Source organism: Herbiconiux sp. SALV-R1 (genome assembly GCF_013113715.1).
In the GTDB taxonomy this organism is placed as follows: Bacteria; Actinomycetota; Actinomycetes; order Actinomycetales; family Microbacteriaceae; genus Herbiconiux.
On sequence record NZ_CP053344.1, the window covers coordinates 3,292,972 to 3,309,624 of the forward strand.

Annotated in this window: 17 protein-coding genes; 6 read left to right on the forward strand and 11 right to left on the reverse strand. The window is 71.1% G+C overall.

Translation table 11 applies throughout. The annotated features are described in order from the left end of the window. The first annotated feature begins 12 nt into the window (after window positions 1-12). From HL652_RS15735 to HL652_RS15745, 3 genes are all read left to right on the forward strand, one after another. Window positions 13-942: a helix-turn-helix transcriptional regulator gene (locus HL652_RS15735; RefSeq protein WP_171706181.1), complete on the forward strand. Its 930-nt coding sequence runs from the start codon at window positions 13-15 to the stop codon at window positions 940-942. Beyond that, complete coding sequence (locus HL652_RS15740) at window positions 939-1,976, forward strand: helix-turn-helix transcriptional regulator (protein WP_171706182.1); 1,038 nt, start codon at window positions 939-941, stop codon at window positions 1,974-1,976. The genes HL652_RS15735 and HL652_RS15740 overlap by 4 nt, the downstream gene beginning before the upstream one ends. A gap of 116 nt (window positions 1,977-2,092) precedes the next feature. Beyond that, on the forward strand, window positions 2,093-3,094 hold the full coding sequence (locus tag HL652_RS15745; protein ID WP_171706183.1) for a DsbA family protein: 1,002 nt from the start codon (window positions 2,093-2,095) through the stop codon (window positions 3,092-3,094). Window positions 3,095-3,130: 36 nt separating this feature from the next. Here HL652_RS15745 and HL652_RS15750 read toward each other — a convergent pair whose 3' ends face one another. Then, window positions 3,131-3,883 (reverse strand): SDR family oxidoreductase, encoded by a 753-nt coding sequence (locus HL652_RS15750; RefSeq protein WP_171706184.1) that lies wholly within the window; start codon window positions 3,881-3,883, stop codon window positions 3,131-3,133. Between the two features lie 134 nt (window positions 3,884-4,017). Then, window positions 4,018-4,944 carry an alpha/beta hydrolase fold domain-containing protein gene (locus HL652_RS15755; protein WP_171706185.1) on the reverse strand — a complete coding sequence of 309 codons (927 nt, stop codon included), beginning with the start codon at window positions 4,942-4,944 and terminating at the stop codon, window positions 4,018-4,020. Window positions 4,945-5,306: 362 nt separating this feature from the next. Between HL652_RS15755 and HL652_RS15760 the strand changes: the two genes are divergently transcribed. Continuing rightward, window positions 5,307-5,858 carry a metallophosphoesterase family protein gene (locus HL652_RS15760; protein WP_171706186.1) on the forward strand — a complete coding sequence of 184 codons (552 nt, stop codon included), beginning with the start codon at window positions 5,307-5,309 and terminating at the stop codon, window positions 5,856-5,858. A gap of 25 nt (window positions 5,859-5,883) precedes the next feature. Continuing rightward, the gene (locus tag HL652_RS15765; RefSeq protein ID WP_171706187.1) at window positions 5,884-6,297 is read left to right on the forward strand and encodes an SIP domain-containing protein; all 414 of its coding nucleotides are present in this window, start codon (window positions 5,884-5,886) and stop codon (window positions 6,295-6,297) included. A gap of 7 nt (window positions 6,298-6,304) precedes the next feature. On the opposite strand, the gene HL652_RS15770 is transcribed toward HL652_RS15765, so the two are convergent. From HL652_RS15770 to HL652_RS15800, 7 genes are all read right to left on the reverse strand, one after another. Beyond that, the gene (locus tag HL652_RS15770; protein ID WP_171706188.1) at window positions 6,305-7,024 is read right to left on the reverse strand and encodes an SDR family NAD(P)-dependent oxidoreductase; all 720 of its coding nucleotides are present in this window, start codon (window positions 7,022-7,024) and stop codon (window positions 6,305-6,307) included. A 1-nt stretch (window position 7,025) separates the two neighbouring features. Further along, window positions 7,026-8,129, reverse strand: coding sequence for a zinc-dependent alcohol dehydrogenase (locus HL652_RS15775; RefSeq protein WP_171706189.1), 1,104 nt, complete (start codon window positions 8,127-8,129; stop codon window positions 7,026-7,028). Next, on the reverse strand, window positions 8,126-9,244 hold the full coding sequence (locus tag HL652_RS15780; RefSeq protein WP_171706190.1) for a zinc-dependent alcohol dehydrogenase: 1,119 nt from the start codon (window positions 9,242-9,244) through the stop codon (window positions 8,126-8,128). The genes HL652_RS15775 and HL652_RS15780 overlap by 4 nt, the downstream gene beginning before the upstream one ends. Continuing rightward, window positions 9,241-10,278, reverse strand: a complete 1,038-nt coding sequence (locus tag HL652_RS15785) for an ABC transporter permease (RefSeq protein WP_171706191.1) — start codon at window positions 10,276-10,278, stop codon at window positions 9,241-9,243. The genes HL652_RS15780 and HL652_RS15785 overlap by 4 nt, the downstream gene beginning before the upstream one ends. Before the next feature lie 65 nt (window positions 10,279-10,343). After that, a complete protein-coding gene (locus tag HL652_RS15790; RefSeq protein WP_171706192.1) occupies window positions 10,344-11,870 on the reverse strand; it encodes a sugar ABC transporter ATP-binding protein in 1,527 nt (508 codons plus the stop codon). A gap of 20 nt (window positions 11,871-11,890) precedes the next feature. Next, a complete protein-coding gene (locus tag HL652_RS15795) occupies window positions 11,891-12,958 on the reverse strand; it encodes a sugar ABC transporter substrate-binding protein (RefSeq protein ID WP_171706193.1) in 1,068 nt (355 codons plus the stop codon). 90 nt (window positions 12,959-13,048) lie between these two features. Further along, a complete protein-coding gene (locus HL652_RS15800) occupies window positions 13,049-13,843 on the reverse strand; it encodes an SDR family NAD(P)-dependent oxidoreductase (protein WP_171706194.1) in 795 nt (264 codons plus the stop codon). A 196-nt stretch (window positions 13,844-14,039) separates the two neighbouring features. On the opposite strand from HL652_RS15800, the gene HL652_RS15805 reads away from it, so the two are divergent. Continuing rightward, window positions 14,040-14,915, forward strand: coding sequence for a sugar phosphate isomerase/epimerase family protein (locus HL652_RS15805; protein WP_171706195.1), 876 nt, complete (start codon window positions 14,040-14,042; stop codon window positions 14,913-14,915). Here HL652_RS15805 and HL652_RS15810 read toward each other — a convergent pair. Beyond that, the gene (locus HL652_RS15810; RefSeq protein ID WP_171706196.1) at window positions 14,904-15,938 is read right to left on the reverse strand and encodes a LacI family DNA-binding transcriptional regulator; all 1,035 of its coding nucleotides are present in this window, start codon (window positions 15,936-15,938) and stop codon (window positions 14,904-14,906) included. The two genes, HL652_RS15805 and HL652_RS15810, sit on opposite strands and share 12 nt — an antisense overlap. A gap of 86 nt (window positions 15,939-16,024) precedes the next feature. Further along, window positions 16,025-16,570, reverse strand: a complete 546-nt coding sequence (locus HL652_RS15815; protein ID WP_171706197.1) for a nuclear transport factor 2 family protein — start codon at window positions 16,568-16,570, stop codon at window positions 16,025-16,027. Between the last annotated feature and the right edge of the window lie 83 nt (window positions 16,571-16,653).

Sequence of the window (16,653 nt, forward strand, 5' to 3'; positions counted from 1 at the left end):
GGAGGTGTCGCCATGATCGTGGAGGAGGATCGGGCCACCCGCGACGCCCACGAGGCCGAGAGACTGCTCGGGCGGGTGTACCGCCAGGGCACGGTGCGGGGGGTCGGCGCCCCGTTCAGCTTCCGGCAGCGCCTGGTCGGCGATCACCGCGCCACGCTCGCCCACCTCCAGATCGGTGACCGGGCGGAGCTCTCCGTCGATCTCGACAGCCTGGTGGCGATCGGCCAGCGAACCGCGGGCATGTACCTCGCATCGTCGAACGGGGTCGACGTCGACCCCGCGCATCCGTTCCTGCTGAGGCCCGGCCGGGTGGCGTCGACGTCGACCGACCTCGACCTGCTGCTGGTGAACCTCGACCTCACCGCGCTCGCCGAACTCGCCGGGGCCGACCCGCGGGCCGCTGTCGCGCGGTTCCGGTGCGACTCCGTGGCGGCCACCTCGCCGGCGGATGCGCGGCACTGGCAGCACGCCGTCGCCTACGTCTCGGGAGTGCTCACCGACCCCGAGCTGCTGCACAACGAGCTCACCAGGCGTTCGGCGATCGACACCCTCCTCGCCACGGCACTCGCCTGCTTCCCGATCGTGCTGGAGAGCCCGGCCCCCAGCCGCGACCGGGCCCTCCCCGCATCCGTGCGGCGAGCGCTGCAGTTCATCGACGACAACGCGGGGCTGCCGATCAGCCTTCCCGACATCGCCGCCGCCAGCCGCCTCAGCGTGCGCGGGCTCCAGGGGGCGTTCCGCCGCACGCTCGACACCACCCCCACCGCGTACCTGCGCACGGTACGGCTCTCCGCCGCGCACGCCGACCTCGAGGCCGGCGATGCCACCTCCACCGGTGTCGCCGAGATCGCCCGGCGGTGGGGATTCGATCACCTCAGCCGCTTCGCCGCCGAGCACCGGCGGGTGTACGGGGAGTACCCGAAAGAGACGCTGGCACGATGACGCGCGACGACGCGGTGCCGGGTGGTGCGCTCCAGGCGCCGCCACCGGTCTCGGCACCTTCGGTATCGGCACCTCCGCTCCCGGCACCACCGCTCCCGGCACCGCACGCCACGCGCTCCACGTACTACGCCGCCGACGCCGACGCGGTGGAATCCCGGATGCGCGAACAGTACGGCAGCTACCGGCTCACCGACTCGCGAGCGTCGATGCGCGACGACATCATCGGCACCTCCGACTTCTTCATCAACCAGTGCTCCATCGCCGGACAGGCCGACATCGACGCCCTGAGCGACTACCTCACCATCGGCATCTCGACGGGGCGCTACGAGTGGTCGGGGGGCGGCGAGCACGGCGACGCGACGGCCGGCCCGTTCCTCGTGCGGCCCCACGTGCGCCTCAGAGCCCTCGTGTCGCACGCGGAGGTGAGCTGCGTGAGCTTCGACCCCGCCGCGCTCGAGCGCACGGCCCGGGTGATGTTCGCCGACGACCGCCTCAGGCCGGTCTTCGACAGCTCCGACCCGGTGTCGACGACCGGGTCGGGGCTGCTCGCCAAGACACTGATGTTCACCGTCGCGAACCGGGAGCTCGTGCTCGAGAGCCCGCTCGCGGCCGCCGGCTACTACCGCCACCTCGCCGCGACCGTGCTCGAATGGTTCCCGCTCCGCGGTGGCGAACCGGCCGACCGCCGCGCGACGGTCGAGGCGCTGAGTTCGGGCTACCGGCGGGGGATGACCTTCATCGACGACAACGCCTCGCTGCCCATCAGCATCGACGACATCGCCGGGGCCGCGGGGCTGCCGGCCCGTCAGCTCGACGCGGCGTTCCGCTGGCACTCGCCCACCCGGGGCACGGCCGCCGACGCGCTCCGCCGGGTTCGACTCTCGGCCGCCCACCACGACCTCGTCGACGCCGACCCCACTCGCGGCGACACCGTCGGCGGCATCGCCCGCCGCTGGGGCTTCGACCCCCGCAGCTTCGCCCGCCACTACACCGCCGCCTTCGGCGACACCCCCCGCCACGTCCTCGCCCGCTGAGGCCCGCGGCGACGTGCGTGGCGCGGGGGCGCGCCGAGCGGGTTCATAGCTTTCCTCACTAGTGTGGGTGGGCGCGCACGCGCACGCCGCCCGCACGAACGAGGAGAAGCCGCCGCATGAGCCCCGCGAAGTCCGAGAAGGCCCTCTACGACGGTCTGTCGAAGAAGGACCGGCAGGCGCTCTCGCGCGAACTCGCACGCATCAAGCGCGAGGAGGAGCGGGCCCGACGTCGCCGCAATCGCATCCTGTTCGTCACGGGCTCGATCGTGGTGGCGGTGGCCATCCTGGCCGGGGTGGGGTTCGCGGTGTACAACGGCATCCGGGCCACCTTCGTGGGGCCCGCCAACATGCTGAGCGACGGCATCCTGTTCTCCGGAGACGGCAGCACCACGACCGCCACCACCACCGCCGCGCTGCAGCCCGGCGAGTCACCGGTGGCCTCCGAACTCGACGACTCCGAGGTGCTGCGCCTCACCGAGTACGTCGACTACTCCAGCGCCGACGTCTCCACCTTCGAGACCACGAACGGCGCCGCCCTGCAGGGCTACGTGTCGGCCGGCTACGCCAGCCTCGAACTGCACCCGGTGGCCCTCGAGGGTCCCGGCAGTTATGCGGCGCGTGCCGCGAACGCGTTCGCCTGCGTGGCGAACGGGCTGCCTGACGCCGCGCTGGTCGCCCACAACGCGCTGGTCGCGGCCCAGGCGACGCTCCCCGACGGCGGGCTCAGCAACGACGAGCTCGTGAAGCTGGTGCAGGATGCGGGAATCACCGACGAGGGCATCGCCTCGTGCATCCGTGGTGACGAATTCTCCGACTGGGTGACGGGGGCGACCGATCGGGCCAGGGCGAGCATCCCGAACTCCGACGTCACCGCTCTCAGCACCGTGCCGCTCCTCATCTTCGACGGCACCGCGTACACCGGGGCGCTCGATGACACGGATGCGCTCAACACCTTCATCACGGAGGTGTTCACCGAGGCCAGCGGCGGGGCCGCCTCGGGCGACGGGGCGACCGAGGGCGACGGCACGTCGGGCACGGAAGGCGGCGACGGCAGCGGCGACACCGGAGACACCGGAGACACCGGGACGAGCGAAGACGGCACGGCTCCGGCGGAGTAGCCGCTCCGGCTTCGGTCGGGTGATTCGCGAAAGGCGTCAGCGCCCCGGCGCGCGCTCCGCGAGCCACTCGTCGAAGCTCTGCCGGCCGAGCACCGCATCGGGCCCCGTAAGGATCGTGCCGTCACGCAGCGCCCGCCCGAACGGCCCCGGCAGCGCGATCTCGAGCACGGCGCGACGGCGCCCGGCGGCCCGGTCGTGGGCACGCATCATGCGGGCAAGGTTCTCTTCCCGCGGGCCGGCCAGCGGCGCGACCTCGCCCGACGGGCCCTGCTCGGCCAGCGTCACGAGGTGCTCGGCGACCTCGCGGGCCGCGATCGGCTGCGTGCGCATCGTGGGGGCGAGCGCCAGCGGGCCGAAGCCGAGGCGCGCCAGCATCTGCGGGGCGAACTCGTGGAACTGGGTGGCGCGCAGCAGCGTCCACGGCACCGGACCTTCAGCCACCAGCAGCTCCTGGGCGCGCTTGCCGGCGTAGTAGTCGTGCGGTGCCCGGTCGGCGCCGACGATCGACAAGGCCAGGTGGTGACCGACGCCGGCTTGCAGTTCGGCGTGGTGCAGCATCCGTGTCGCCGTCGTGAAGAACTCGGTGGAGGCCTTCGCCGACTGGGTCTGGACGCTCGACGTGTCGACCACGACCGCCACCCCCTCGAGGGCGGTGTCGAGACCGCGGCCGGTGGTGAGGTCGACGCCCGCCGAGCGGGCCAGCGCGACGGCTTCGTGGCCGCGGGCGCGGGCCTCTTCGACGACGAGGGAGCCGACGGCACCCGTTCCTCCTGCGACCGCGATCTTCATGCGACTCCTGTCTCCTGGCCCCGGATGCGGGGCTCCTCACTCTCTCAGACGACGGGGGTGTGCGTTGTGTGAGGTCGGGGGCGTGGTCTGCGCGTGGTTTGCGCGTGGTCGGCCGGCGCGCGGTCGCTCGGCGTTCAGGCGTGGAGGAAGTCGGCGATCCACGCGATCGCGTCGCGTGACTCGGGAAGGGCCGGGACGGCGGGGAAGTTGTGGAAGCCGTCGGGGTAGATGCGCAGGTCGACGTCGACTCCGGCGCGGCGCAGCGTGCGGGCGAACGTCGTGGCGTCGGGGAGCATCACGTCGCGGCCGCCCTGGACGATGCGCACGGGCGGCAACCCGGCGAGCGCCTGCCGGTCGGCGAACAGCGGGCTCACCTCGGCATCCCTCACGTCGCGGTCGCCCGCCCAGAGCCTCCCGCTGATGCGCAGGCGCTCGGGCTCGAGCATGGCGTCGCGCGGGACGATCGCCGCCACCCGCGGATCGGCCAGCGCCGCATCGAGCCACGGCGACACGAGCACGACCCCCGCCGCCGTCGCGGCGCTCGCATTCGCTGGGGCGGTCACGTCGCGTCGCGCGTGGAGCGCCTGTTGCACCGCGAGCGCCCCGCCGGCCGAGTCACCTGAGAAGAACACCGGCCCACCGTCGGCGTCGGCGAACACGCGCCGGCGTACCTCGGCGAGGAACGGCAGGGCGTCGTCGACGGTAAACTCGGGCGCCAATCCGTACAGCGGCACCGTCACCGTCGCCCCACTCGCCGCGATGAGCGCCCCCAAGAACGACCAGTGCTGCACCACGAGCGGATGCACGTACGCCCCGCCATGCAGATGCACCACCCGCACCCCACTCGCGCCCTCCCGCGGCGTCAGTGTGATGACCGGATGCCCGCCCACCACCTCCTCCCGCACCTCGCACCGTTCCCGCAGCCCTCGCGGCACCCCCGCCGCTCGCGGATACACCCGCCCCCGCAGCGTCGCCTCGAGCTCCTCCACCCGCCGCGGCCTCGCCCCCACCGCCCGCCGCACCCTCAACACCGGCCCCACCGCCCGCATCACCACCGACACGCCCCACCTCCCCTCGCCGCCACCCTACGCCGGGGCGGGGCTCACGCATCCGCAAGCCCCGCCTGCGGGAGACCGGCGATCGGAATTTCCCGATCAGACCACGTGATCGGGATTTTCCGGTCGCGTAGAACGATCGAAGAGCTCCGTGCGGAGGAGATCACCATCGACAGCGCGCGTACAGTCGATCCCCGAGTACTGAGCGACATGCTGCGCCACACCCGCACGCAGCGGGGGCTGACTCAAAGGCAGCTCGCCTCGCAACTCGGTGCCAGTCAGGACTACATCGTCGGTGCTGGGCCCGCAGAGCCGGAGCGGGGCGCAAAGGCGGGGCAGCGGGGGACGGGGCGTGGCACGCTGGGGGGATGGTGACGCGGGTGGTGGTGGTGGCGGATACGCATGTGCCGAAGCGGGCGAAGGGGCTGCCGCGGGAGGTGCTGGCGGCGGTCGATGGGGCTGACGTGGTGGTGCACGCGGGGGATTGGGTCGATGTCGCGACGCTCGACGTGCTGGAGGGAGTGAGCGGGCGGCTGATCGGGGTGTGGGGGAACAACGACGGGCCGGAGTTGCGGGCACGGTTGCCCGAGGTCGCGTTCGCGGAGGTCGACGGGGTGCGGATGGCCGTCGTGCACGAGACGGGGGCTGCCGGCGGGCGGGAGCGCAGGATGGACGCGCGTTTCAGGCCCGACCCGGCCGACGCATCCGCACCGACGCTGCTGGTGTTCGGGCACAGCCACATTCCGTGGGACACAACGACCCCCCACGGCCTGCGCTTGCTGAACCCCGGGTCGCCGACCGATCGGCGGCGTCAGCCGTTCCGCACCTACCTCACCGCGGTGGCCGACGACGGGGAGCTGCGAGAGGTGACGCTGCACCGGATCACGTCAGGGTTGAGGAAATCCGGGTCTTGCACTTAAGGTAAGGCTTACCTAAATTAGGTGCATGGAGAGCTTCCCCCTCGCCGACGGCGAGACCGCACACGTGCTGCTGGCCGGCGACACCACCGACCTCACGCCCATCCGGCGCATCCTGAGCGAGCTGCCGGCCGACGCCTACGGGCAGGTCTACATCGAAATCGTGTCGCCCATCCAGATCAGGGAGCTCCCACGCCCGGCGGGCGTGAACCTCACCTGGCTGCGCCGCGACCTGGTGCCGCACGGCCTGCTCGTCATCGCCCCGCGAGGCGAGCTCATCCGCTCCGCCGTCTCGGCGTGGGTTGCCGAGTGGATGCCCGAAGCAACCTCCGAGGGCGGCGACCGCATCGTGCTCTGGGTGGGCTGCAACGCCAGCCCGCGCGTCGGCGCCCTCTACCGCGAGCTGGCCTCCCGACTGTCGGCAGCGGCACCGGGCGAGTGACGCCGACTCACTGCGCCGTGTAGCCCCCGTCGATCACGAGCTCCGAGCCGGTCATGTACGACGACTCGTCGCTGGCGAGGAACAGCACCCCGTACGCGATCTCCCGCGGACTGCCGAGCCGCTTCATCGGGGTGATGTCGACGATGCCCGCCGTCACGCCCGCGTCTTGCGCCTCGATCATCGGGGTGTCGATGATGCCGGGGTGCACGGAGTTGCAGCGGATGCCGTCGCCGACGTACGAGAGGGCGACGTTCTTCGACAGCGACCGCACCGCGGCCTTGCTCGCCGTGTAGGCCGACACCCCGGCCGCGCCGGCGATCCCCCAGATCGACGAGGTGTTGACGATCGACCCGCCTCCGTTCTCGCGCATCACGGGCACGACGTGGCGCACCCCGTAGAAGCATCCGTTCAGGTTGATGTCGACGATGCGCTTCCACACCTCGGGGTCGATCGTGTCGATGGGCTCGTACGACCCCACCGTCCCCGCGTTGTTGAACAGCACGTCGACGCGACCGTGCCGGGCGACCACGCCCGCCACGAGTTCGCGCCAGGAGTCCTCGTCGGTCACGTCGTGCTCGACGAACTCGATGCCCTCGGCGAGCGGCGTGTCGAGGGAGAGGTCGGCGACGACGACCGTAGCGCCCTCCTCGGCGAACAGCTCGGCGGTCGCCCGGCCGATGCCCCTGGCCCCTCCTGTCACGATCGCGACCTTGTTGGCGAGTCTCATGTCAGTCTCCGTTCTCTGCGGTGGTGGTGGGCGAAGCGCTTGGTCGGACGAGCACCTTGATCTCGGCGCGCGAGTCTTCGGCGCGTCTCACGGCCTCGGTGATGTCGGCGAAGTCGAGCGTCGACGACACGAGCACGCTGAGGTCGATGCCCCGTCGCTCGACGAACCTGATGGCGGGCGCCCAGTACTCCGGCGGCGCCCCGGTCGAGCTCGAGACGGTGAGCCCGCGCTGCTGCACGAGGCCGAGCCGCGTCGGCGCGGCGCGCGGCACCGAGACGCCCATGAGCAGCACCCTCCCCCGGTCGTCGGCACTCTCGAGCGCTGCGGCCTGGGCCGACGGGGCTCCGGATGCTTCGACCACGAGATCCGCGAGACGCCTGCCGGTCTCCCGCTCGACCACGTCGAGAGGCTGCTCGTCGGGCGCGCCGCCCACCCGCGCATCCTCGCCGACGCCCAGAGGATCGACCGCGAGAACCGCCCCGAGCGAGAGCGCCAGCGCCCGGCGGGGCGGGCTCGGGTCGAAGACGACGACCTCGGCCCCCGCGGTCGCCGCCTGGATGACCGCGGAAAGACCGATGGCTCCGAGGCCGTGCACGTGCACGGTGTCGGCCGCCGTGACTCCGCCGACCCGCTGCAGCGCGGTGTACACGCACACGAACGGCTCGATGATGGCGGCCGTCTTCAGGTCGACCGAGGCCGGCACCGCGAAGCACATCGATTCGGCGACGGCGAACAGCTCGGCCATCGCCCCGTCGTGGGTGACCCCGAACCACGCGTTGCCGCCCAGGTCGCCATGCCCGAGCACGCGGTCGCCGACGGAGAACCGGGAGGCCCCGGGGCCGACCTCGACCACCTCGCCCGCCCACTCGTGGCCGAGCACGTGCGGGTAGGCGATGACGAACGACTCGGGCATGCCCCCGTGGAGCTGCTCGAGATCGGAACCGCAGATGCCGACGTAGGCGGGGCGCACGAGCAGCTCGCCCTCGCCCGGCACCGGTCGCGGGCGGCTCCCGTAGCTCACCCCGACGGCTCCAGTCGGGTCGCGGTCGACGATCACGGCTCCGACGTGTCCGGAGCCCTCGCCGAGAACCCTGTCCCCGGTCACGCGGCGCCTCGTTCGGCACCGGCTCCGGCAGCGTGGTCGGCCGCTCCGTCGCCCGAGAGCGCAGCCAGCGCCGAGAGGTCGACGAGCACCTTGGGCTTCGCCTCACCCGCCGGCACTCCGAACGCGTCGGGTGCCTCCTCCCAGCCGATGACGTGACGGATGAGCAGCTCAGGCCGGATGACACCTGCGGCGATGAGACCCACCGCCCTCGACAGGTGCGACACCCCGCCCAGCACACCGGTGATGGTCAGACCCTTGGCGACGATCGACGAGCCGTCGACCGGCACGTCGGCGCCGCCCGGGATGCCGACCTGCGCGATGCGACCTCCGGGCCCCGTGATCCTCGAGGCGGTGAGCAACGCCGGTGAGGCTCCGGATGCTTCGACCGTCGCGTCGAAACGGTCGCCCGGGGCCTCCTCCGGGCGGGCCACGGCGATGGCACCGCACTCCTCGGCGCGGGCGAGCCCGTGCTCGTCGATGCCGACGGCGGTGACCCGCGCGCCGAGGGCTGAGGCGATCTGCACGACGAGGAGCCCGATGGTTCCGGTGCCGATCACCGCGACCTCGTCGCCCGGCATCACCGCGATCGCCTCGAGAGCGCCGAGCGCCGTGACGGAGGGTTCGGCGAGCACGGCGGCGTCGGGGCCGACGCCCTCGGGCACGACGGCGAGGTTGGCGGCGGGGGTGCGCACGTACCGCGCGGCGGCCCCGGGCACGTTGCCGCGCACGCCCTGCTCGGCCCGGTTCGGGCACAGGTTGATGGCGCCCGAACGGCAGACCGGGCAGGCGAGGCAGGGCAGGAACGGCTCGCCCACCACGCGGTCGCCGACGGCGACCGACCGCACTCCGGGCGCCACGGCGACGACTCGCCCGACGAATTCGTGACCCGGCTGGAAGGGGTACGTGGTGAGTCCACTCCTTATATATGCGGAGTGACCCGAGAACAGGTGCTCGTCGGTGCCGCAGATGCCGAGACGCTCCACCTCGACCAGCACCTGGCCCGCGCGTTCCTCGGGAACCGGCACGCGCATCCACTCGGCCCGGCCGGGCGCGACGAACTGCAGACCCGCCATGTCGCCCGTGGGCCAGGGCGTCGCTTCGTGCTCGCCGCTCATGCGCGACGCAGCTTCGCGGAGCGGAGCAGGTTGAGGCGGCCCGAGAAGTGACCGAAGACGAGGGCGGCGAGGATGATGAGGCCGTAGATGGCGCTGATCCAGAACGAGGGCACGTTGGTGAGGGTGAGGATGTTCTGGATGATGCCGAGCAGCAGCACACCGGTCGCCGCACCGATCATGCTTCCTCGACCGCCGTCGAGCGAGATGCCTCCGATGACCGCGGCGGCGAAGACGGTGAAGATCATGCCGTCGCCCTGGTTGGCGGTGACCGACGCGATGCGGCTGGTGAGCATGAGCCCGGCGAGGGCGGCCAGCATCGCGCCGAGCACGAACAGGCCGATAGTGATGCGCACGGTGTTGATGCCCGCCGCCTTCGCCGCCTCCTCGTTGCCGCCGATGGCGTAGATCTTGCGGCCCACCGGGTGCTTGCGCATGAACAGCGCGACCACCACGAAGGCGACGACGACGATCCACACCTGCACCGAGATGCCGACGATGTAGGAGTTGCCGAGCGCGGTGAACTCGGGAGGCAGACCGGAGAGTGTCTGACCGCCGGAGATGCCGAGGGTGAGGCCGCGGAGGAAGATGAGCATCGCGAGCGTGACGATGAACGCGTTCAGGCGGAGCACCGCGATGAGGAAGCCGTTGAACAGGCCGATCGCTATCGACGCCACGAACATCACCCCGAACGCCGCCCAGGGCGAGAGACCGAGCCCCGAACCGCCGACCGCGGCGGGAAGCACCAGCCAGGCGGCGAGCATGGGCGCGAGGCCGACCGTCGACTCGAGCGACAGGTCGAAGTAGCCGGCGATGAGGATCATGCTCTCTGCGATGACGACGACGCCGAGCACGGCCGAGGTGACCAGCACGTTGTTCACCAGGTTGTTGACGGTGAAGAAGTTGGGCGTGAGGATCGAGCCGATGATCATGACCAGGACGATCACGGGCAGCAGCACGAGTTCACGGAGACCGCCGAAGCGGTCGGCGAGCGGCGTCCGCCGCGGGGCGGTGGCGACCGCCGTCTGATCTGTCATCTGGGTCACCTTCTGGGTATCGCTGGTCGTTCGGGGACGTCTGGTGGGGGTGCTCGTCTCGCGGGTCATGCCGCCGCCTCCCCCTGCACGGCGGCGACGAGCTCCCGCTCGTCCCAGCCGGCGGCGAGCTGCGCGTGCACGCGACCCTTGAACATCACCAGCACGCGGTCGCAGACGGCGAGGTCGGCGTCGTCGCTCGACACGACGACGACCGAGCGCCCCGCGGCCGTGAGCTCGGCGATCGACTCGTAGATCGAGGCCTTCGCCGAGACGTCGACACCCGCTGTGGGGTTGATGAGCACGAGCACGGCGGGGTCGGAGGCGAGTGCCCGGGCCAGCACGACCTTCTGCTGGTTGCCGCCGCTCAGCTCCTCGATCGGCTGCGTCGGGCTCGCGGCCTTGATGCTCCAGGCGGCCTGGAGGCGGTCGTAGTACTGCCGCCGCCGCGGTGCGCTGATGAGGCCGGCGCGGTTGCGGATGCGGTCGAAGATGGTCATCGTCGCGTTCTCCTCGACGCTCAGGGCTGGGATGAACCCGCTCTCGTGCCGGTCTTCGGGCACGTAGCCCACGCCGGCACGGATGTTGGCCCCGATCGAGGAAGTGGAGATGCGGCGGCCCTCCAGCGTGATGACTCCGGCGGTGGGGACGGTGAGGCCCGCGATGGCCTCGGCGAGGTGCACGTGGCCCGCCCCGTCGAGACCGGTGAGGCCGAGGCACTCCCCGCGGCGGAGCACGAGGTCGGAGTCCTCCACCACGTCGTCGACCGACACGCCCTCGACCGCGAGCACGGTGGCGCCGAGTTCCGCGCGCCGCCGTGCCGCCGGGTCGGCGGCGAGCGAGTCGGTGAGCGCGGGGCCGACCATCGCGTCGACGATCGAGTCGATCGTCATCTCGGAGACGGGCGCGTGCAGCACGTCGGTGCCGTCGCGGAGGATGGTGACGGAGTCGCAGACCTCGAACACCTCCTCGAGGTGGTGCGAGACGTAGATCACGGTCACGCCGCGGCCGCGCGCCTCGGCGATCTTCGCGAACAGCTCTTGGCTGCCGCCCTCGTCGAGACCGGCGGTCGGCTCGTCGAGCAGCAGCACCTTGGGGCCCTGCGAGAGGGCCCGGCAGATCTCGACGATCTTGCGTTCGACGGGCTCGAGCTGGTCGGCGACCCGGTCGGCCACCCTCCCGATCCCCCACTCGTCGAGCAGGGTGCGCGCATCCGTCATCAGCTTCCGCCAGGCCACGCCGCCGAGCCGGCCGGTCGGGTAGCGCCCGAGATAGATGTTCTCGGCGGCGGTGAGCCCGGGAATGAGGGTCGACTTCTGGTAGACGCAGCCGATCGCGTCGGAGCCCGCGCCCTCCATCACCCCGTCGGCCCCCAGCACGCTGATGGTGCCGCCGTCGGGGCGGCCGAGCCCGGAGAGGAGGCCGATGAGCGTCGACTTGCCGGCCCCGTTGCGCCCGAGCAGTGCCCGCGACTCGCCCACGGCGACCGTGAGGTCGACGCCGTCGAGCGCACGGGTCGACCCGTAGATCTTCGTGAGCCCGCTGATGCGCACGGCGATGTCGCCGCGTTCGAGGCCTTGGGTCGTCGTCATCATGCCTCCTCCTCCGGTTCCGGTCAGCCCTGTGAGTTGCCCCAGAGGGCGGGGTCGTCGACGTTGTCCTTCGTCACCACGGGCGAGGGCAGCAGGTCTTCGAGGATGCCGTTCTCGTCTTCGACGATCTCGCTGTCGTGATCGGTGGGGCCGGCCTCGTAGGTCTTGCCGTCGATCGCGTCTTTGATGTACTGGGTCGAGTACTTGCTGTAGAGGTCGGCCGGCTGCGACACGACGGCGTCGAAGTAGCCGTCGCGCACGAACTGGAGGGCGTCACTGCCGCCGTCGATCGCGGCCAGGAAGATGTGGTTCGGGTCGTCAGACGTCGTCCACTTGCCCTGGGTCTGCAGCACCTGCGCGATGCTCGGGCCCATCACCGTGTCGCTGGCCATGAAGATGCCCGCGAGGTCGGTGGTGGAGGCCACGGCCTGCGCCGCGTCGGCAGCCTCCTGGGCCACCCAGTTGGTGGGCCGGGAGATCACCTCGACGTCGGGGAACTTCTCGGTCATGCAGTCGGTGAACCCGTCGGAGCGGTCGAGGCCGTTCACCGAGGCGAGGTCGCCCTGCAGGTTGAGCACGGTGCCGGTTCCGCCGATCGCCTCGCCCATGGCCTCGCAGGCCGCGGTGCCCATGTAGTAGTTGTCGGCCCGCACGACCATGTAGACGTCGCCGCCGTTCGGCGCCACGTCGACGGTCACCACCGGCACGTTCTGGTTGTTCGCCTGCTCGATGCCCGGGATGACCGCGCTCGAGTCGACCGGCACCACGATGAGGCCGTTGACGTTCTGGGCCAGCAGGTTCTGGATGTCGGTGATCTGCTGGGCGGGGTCGGCGTCGGCGTTGGTGGCCGGCAGCAGGTCGAGCCCGATCTTCTCGGAGTCGACGCCGATGCCGTCGACCAGCACCACCTGGAACGGGTTGGTGAGGAACGAGCCGGCGAGACCCACCGTGGCGGAGTCGCCGGAGGCGGTCGAGCCGCCTCCGGTGCCGATGGGCGTGTTGCTGCAGCCCGCCAGGACGGCGGGGACGAGTGCTGCGGTGAGCAGCACCGGAACGAGTCGGCGGGGCCGGTGACGACGTGCGTGGTTCATCCGTGAACTCCTTTGTTCGTGGTGCGACAGGGTCGGGCCTGAATAGACCGTTCCAGTAGACCGTTCCATTCCTGCCATGTCAAGTCCCGATCAGGCCGTGGCACGGATCGTGCCGCCGTCGACGCCGTAGACCGAGCCGGTGGTGTACGAGGCCGCGGGCGAGGCCAGGAACACGATCGTGCGGGCGACCTCCTCGGGAAGCCCCATGCGGCCGAGCGGGATGCCGCGGTCGGCGATGAAGGCGTCGATCGCCTCCTGCCCCTCGGCGCCGTAGGTCTTCTCCATGGTCTCGGCGAAACCGCCCGGCGCGTACCAGAACGGGGTCCAGATGGGGCCGGGGCAGACCGAGTTCACCCGCACCGAGGGCGCGTAGGTGAGCGCGAGCGACTTGCTGACGCTCAGCATCGCCGACTTGCTCGCGGCGTAGTCGACGATCACCGGCTCTGCCTGGCGCGCCAGGTCGGAGGCGACGTTCACGACCGAGCCGCCGCGCTCCACCATGCGGGGCACGACCGCGCGGCAGGTGCGCACCATGGCGAAAAGGTTGAGCTCGAGCGTACGGTGCCAGAGCGCGTCGTCGATCTCCTCGAAGCCGAGCATCTTGCCCGCCCCGACGTTGTTGACCAGGATGTCGGGTGCCGAGCCGACGTGCTCGAGCATGGCGGTCGCCGCCGCGTCGACGCCCACCTCGGTCGACAGGTCGAACTCGCCGACCGCGACCTCGCCCGACTCGAGCTGGTCGACGTAGCCCCTCAGTGTGTCGCCCTGGATGTCGACGGCGTAGACCGCAGCACCCTCCGCGGCGAGCGCCTCGACCGTCGCCCGACCGATGCCCGTCGCCGCGCCGGTCACGTACGCCGTCTTTCCTGCAAGTCCGAGATCCATCTCGTGTCTCCTTCGTCGTTGAAGGGCCTGGATTCCAGGCCCGCGGGGCCGAAGGCCCGGTCTCGGCGGGAGTCGCCGACCCGTCGGGCCCCGGCGTGAGGATTGCATCATCGTTCAACTGAGCTTGTCAAATGTTCAGTCTGGAAATACATTGAGGCGCATTCGTTTCACCGACGCTCAACGACGAGGAGATTCCGTGCCAGAACCCGAGCTCATCGCATCCTGCTGGACCACGGCCGGCGACGCCGCACCGCAACGCGGCGACGAGACCAGCCCGTTCGCGCTGCTCGATCGCATCCGTGCCGCCGGCGCCGCCGGATGGTCGGGGTTCGGCCTCGTGCACGCCGACCTCAAGGCCGCGCTGACCACGCTCGACTACGCCGACATCAAGGGCGCCCTCGACGATGCCGGCCTCCGCCACCTCGAGCTCGAGTTCCTCGGCGACTGGTGGACGGAGGGCGATCGGCGCAGCGTCTCCGACGAGATGCGGGGCGAGTTGTTCGAGGCGGCGAGGGCGCTGTCGCCGATCCACATCAAGTGCGCGGGCGACTTCTCGGGCGGCTTCGTCGACGACGAGCTGCTCGTGCGGGAGTTCCGGCAGCTGGCCGAGGAGGCCGCCGATGCGGGAACCCGCATGGCGCTCGAAGCGCTGCCGATGACCAACTTCGCCACCATCGAGGCGGGCCAGCGCTTCCTCAGCGAGGTCGCGCATCCGGCGGCGGGGTTGTGCATCGACATCTGGCACGTCTACCGCGGCGGTACGCCGATCGAGGAACTCCCGGCGTTCGTCGACCCGGCGACCCTGTTCGCCGTCGAGCTCAACGACGCCCGGGCGGCACAGCCGGCCGACCTCTGGATCGACACGGTCGACGAGCGGATGCTGCCGGGCGAGGGCGAGTGGGACGTCGCCGGCTTCATCAACGTCATCCGCGGCCTCGGCTTCGACGGTCCCTGGGGTGTCGAGATCCTCTCCGCCGCCCACCGCGCCCGCGGGCTCGAGGAGGCGCTCGACGCCGCCCGATCGGCGACACTCGGCGAGTTCGCCCGCGCCGAGGAAGCGCTACGCGGGTGACGGCCCGGAGGCCGTCACTCCCCTGAAGCTCGAGCCCCGCACCACCAGGCGCGGCCGCACGACGTCGGTCATGAACGGGGCTCCCGGCTGCTCGAGCCTGGCGAGCAGTGCCCGGGCCGACCGCTCGGCCATCTCGGCGTTGTTCTGGTCGACGGTGGTGAGGTCGATCTGGCTGAGCGCCGACATGGCGATATTGTCGTAGCCCGTCACCGCCACGTCGAGCCCGAGGTGGGCGACCGCCGACATGACCCCCATCGCCGACATGTCGTCGGCGCAGGTGATGGCGGTGGGAGGTTCGGGATTGTCGCGCAGCAGGTGCATCGCCGCCGCATACCCGGCGCTGATGGTGTAGTCGGCCTGGATGACCGAGAGGTGCTCGCGGAGCCCGTGGCGCTGCATCGCCCTGCGGTAGCCGTCGGCCCGGTCGGTGGCGACGGCGCCGGGGATGCCGCTCACGTGCACGATGCGGCGATGGCCGAGGCCCACCAGATGGTCGACCACGAGCTGCAGGCCCAGCTGGTCGTTGCCCCGTACAGCGTCGGCGGTCGGCCCGTCGGGGCCCCAGCCCGAGTACACCACCGCCCGCGCGAAGTCGACCCGATTGAGGGCCGGATGATCGTGCATCGACCCGATGAACACCAACCCGGTCACGCGCAGGTCGCGCAGCACGTCGAGGGCCGAGAAGTCGAGCCGGCGGCTGCCGTTCGTGGGCGAGAACAGGGTGAGCAGCACCGTGTAGCCGGCGTCTTCGATGATCGGCTTGATGATGTCGACCACGTCGGAGGCCCAGGGCTGCTCGAGATCGCGGATGACGAAGCCGACGAGCTTGCCCGAGCGGGGGTTCGCGGTGAGCGAGCGGGCCGCGAAGTTCACCCGATAGCCGAGCTCGTCGGCGGCTCGCAGCACCATTGCGCGCCGCTCGTCGCTCACCCCGGGCGCTTCGCGCATCACGAGCGACACCAGCGACTTCGACACCCCGGCCTTCTTGGCGACGTCGACGATCGTCGGTCGTTTCGTCGCCATACCAGCTGCCCTCCTTGCGCAAACACGGGTGTGCTGATTGTTGCACGAGAAGTTCGCCCCCGTGACGGAGGGGCGGCCGAGCCGCGCTAGGAGAGGCCCAGCTGGGCGCGGAGGCGCTCGGCGGGATCGTCGGGGGTGCGGGAGCCCCGCTCGGGGGTGCCGGCGGGGGCGAGACGCTCGGTCATGGCGAGCAGCGATCCTGGAATGGCGATGCGCGATTGGATGGCCCACCGGCCGTCCTTGCGCACGAAATGGTCGGCGTAGCGGCCCGACGAGATGGCCTCCTGGCTGCCTCCGCCATCGACCGCAGCGCCGGTGCCCGGGCTGACGCTCTGCCAGGCCAGGAAGGAGGTCTCGACGAAGGCGGAGTCGTCGGATACGAACTCGATGAAGGTGTTCGTGACGTGGTGCGAGGAGAAGCCGATGGAGCGGTGGCGCTCGGCGATCCACTCGATGAGCCCGTCGACCCCGCCCTGGTAGGCGCCGTGGTCGTCGTGGGCGTCGGCGTGGTAGACCTCGCGCAGCATCTCGAGATCGAGCCGGTCGATGGCCCGGCAGAACTGGTGCACCCGGTGCTGGATCTCGAGCCGGTCTCCCAGCCGGTCGCTCGAGAACGTGTCGGTCGGGGTCATCGCGGGTCCTTCGTGTCGAAGCGTCACGCCTAGCAAATCACGTCGGGGCGACCCAGCGCTATCGACAGCCTGAGTGAACATAG

Excerpts from the sequence above, each read along its gene's own strand:
- HL652_RS15735 (WP_171706181.1), top strand. The coding sequence starts at position 13 with ATGATCGTGGAGGAGGATCGGGCCACCCGCGACGCCCACGAGGCCGAG.
- HL652_RS15740 (WP_171706182.1), top strand. The coding sequence starts at position 939 with ATGACGCGCGACGACGCGGTGCCGGGTGGTGCGCTCCAGGCGCCGCCA.
- HL652_RS15745 (WP_171706183.1), top strand. The coding sequence starts at position 2,093 with ATGAGCCCCGCGAAGTCCGAGAAGGCCCTCTACGACGGTCTGTCGAAG.
- HL652_RS15750 (WP_171706184.1), bottom strand. The coding sequence starts at position 3,883 with ATGAAGATCGCGGTCGCAGGAGGAACGGGTGCCGTCGGCTCCCTCGTC.
- HL652_RS15760 (WP_171706186.1), top strand. The coding sequence starts at position 5,307 with ATGGTGACGCGGGTGGTGGTGGTGGCGGATACGCATGTGCCGAAGCGG.
- HL652_RS15765 (WP_171706187.1), top strand. The coding sequence starts at position 5,884 with ATGGAGAGCTTCCCCCTCGCCGACGGCGAGACCGCACACGTGCTGCTG.
- HL652_RS15770 (WP_171706188.1), bottom strand. The coding sequence starts at position 7,024 with ATGAGACTCGCCAACAAGGTCGCGATCGTGACAGGAGGGGCCAGGGGC.
- HL652_RS15780 (WP_171706190.1), bottom strand. The coding sequence starts at position 9,244 with ATGAGCGGCGAGCACGAAGCGACGCCCTGGCCCACGGGCGACATGGCG.
- HL652_RS15785 (WP_171706191.1), bottom strand. The coding sequence starts at position 10,278 with ATGACAGATCAGACGGCGGTCGCCACCGCCCCGCGGCGGACGCCGCTC.
- HL652_RS15790 (WP_171706192.1), bottom strand. The coding sequence starts at position 11,870 with ATGATGACGACGACCCAAGGCCTCGAACGCGGCGACATCGCCGTGCGC.
- HL652_RS15795 (WP_171706193.1), bottom strand. The coding sequence starts at position 12,958 with ATGAACCACGCACGTCGTCACCGGCCCCGCCGACTCGTTCCGGTGCTG.
- HL652_RS15800 (WP_171706194.1), bottom strand. The coding sequence starts at position 13,843 with ATGGATCTCGGACTTGCAGGAAAGACGGCGTACGTGACCGGCGCGGCG.
- HL652_RS15810 (WP_171706196.1), bottom strand. The coding sequence starts at position 15,938 with ATGGCGACGAAACGACCGACGATCGTCGACGTCGCCAAGAAGGCCGGG.
- HL652_RS15815 (WP_171706197.1), bottom strand. The coding sequence starts at position 16,570 with ATGACCCCGACCGACACGTTCTCGAGCGACCGGCTGGGAGACCGGCTC.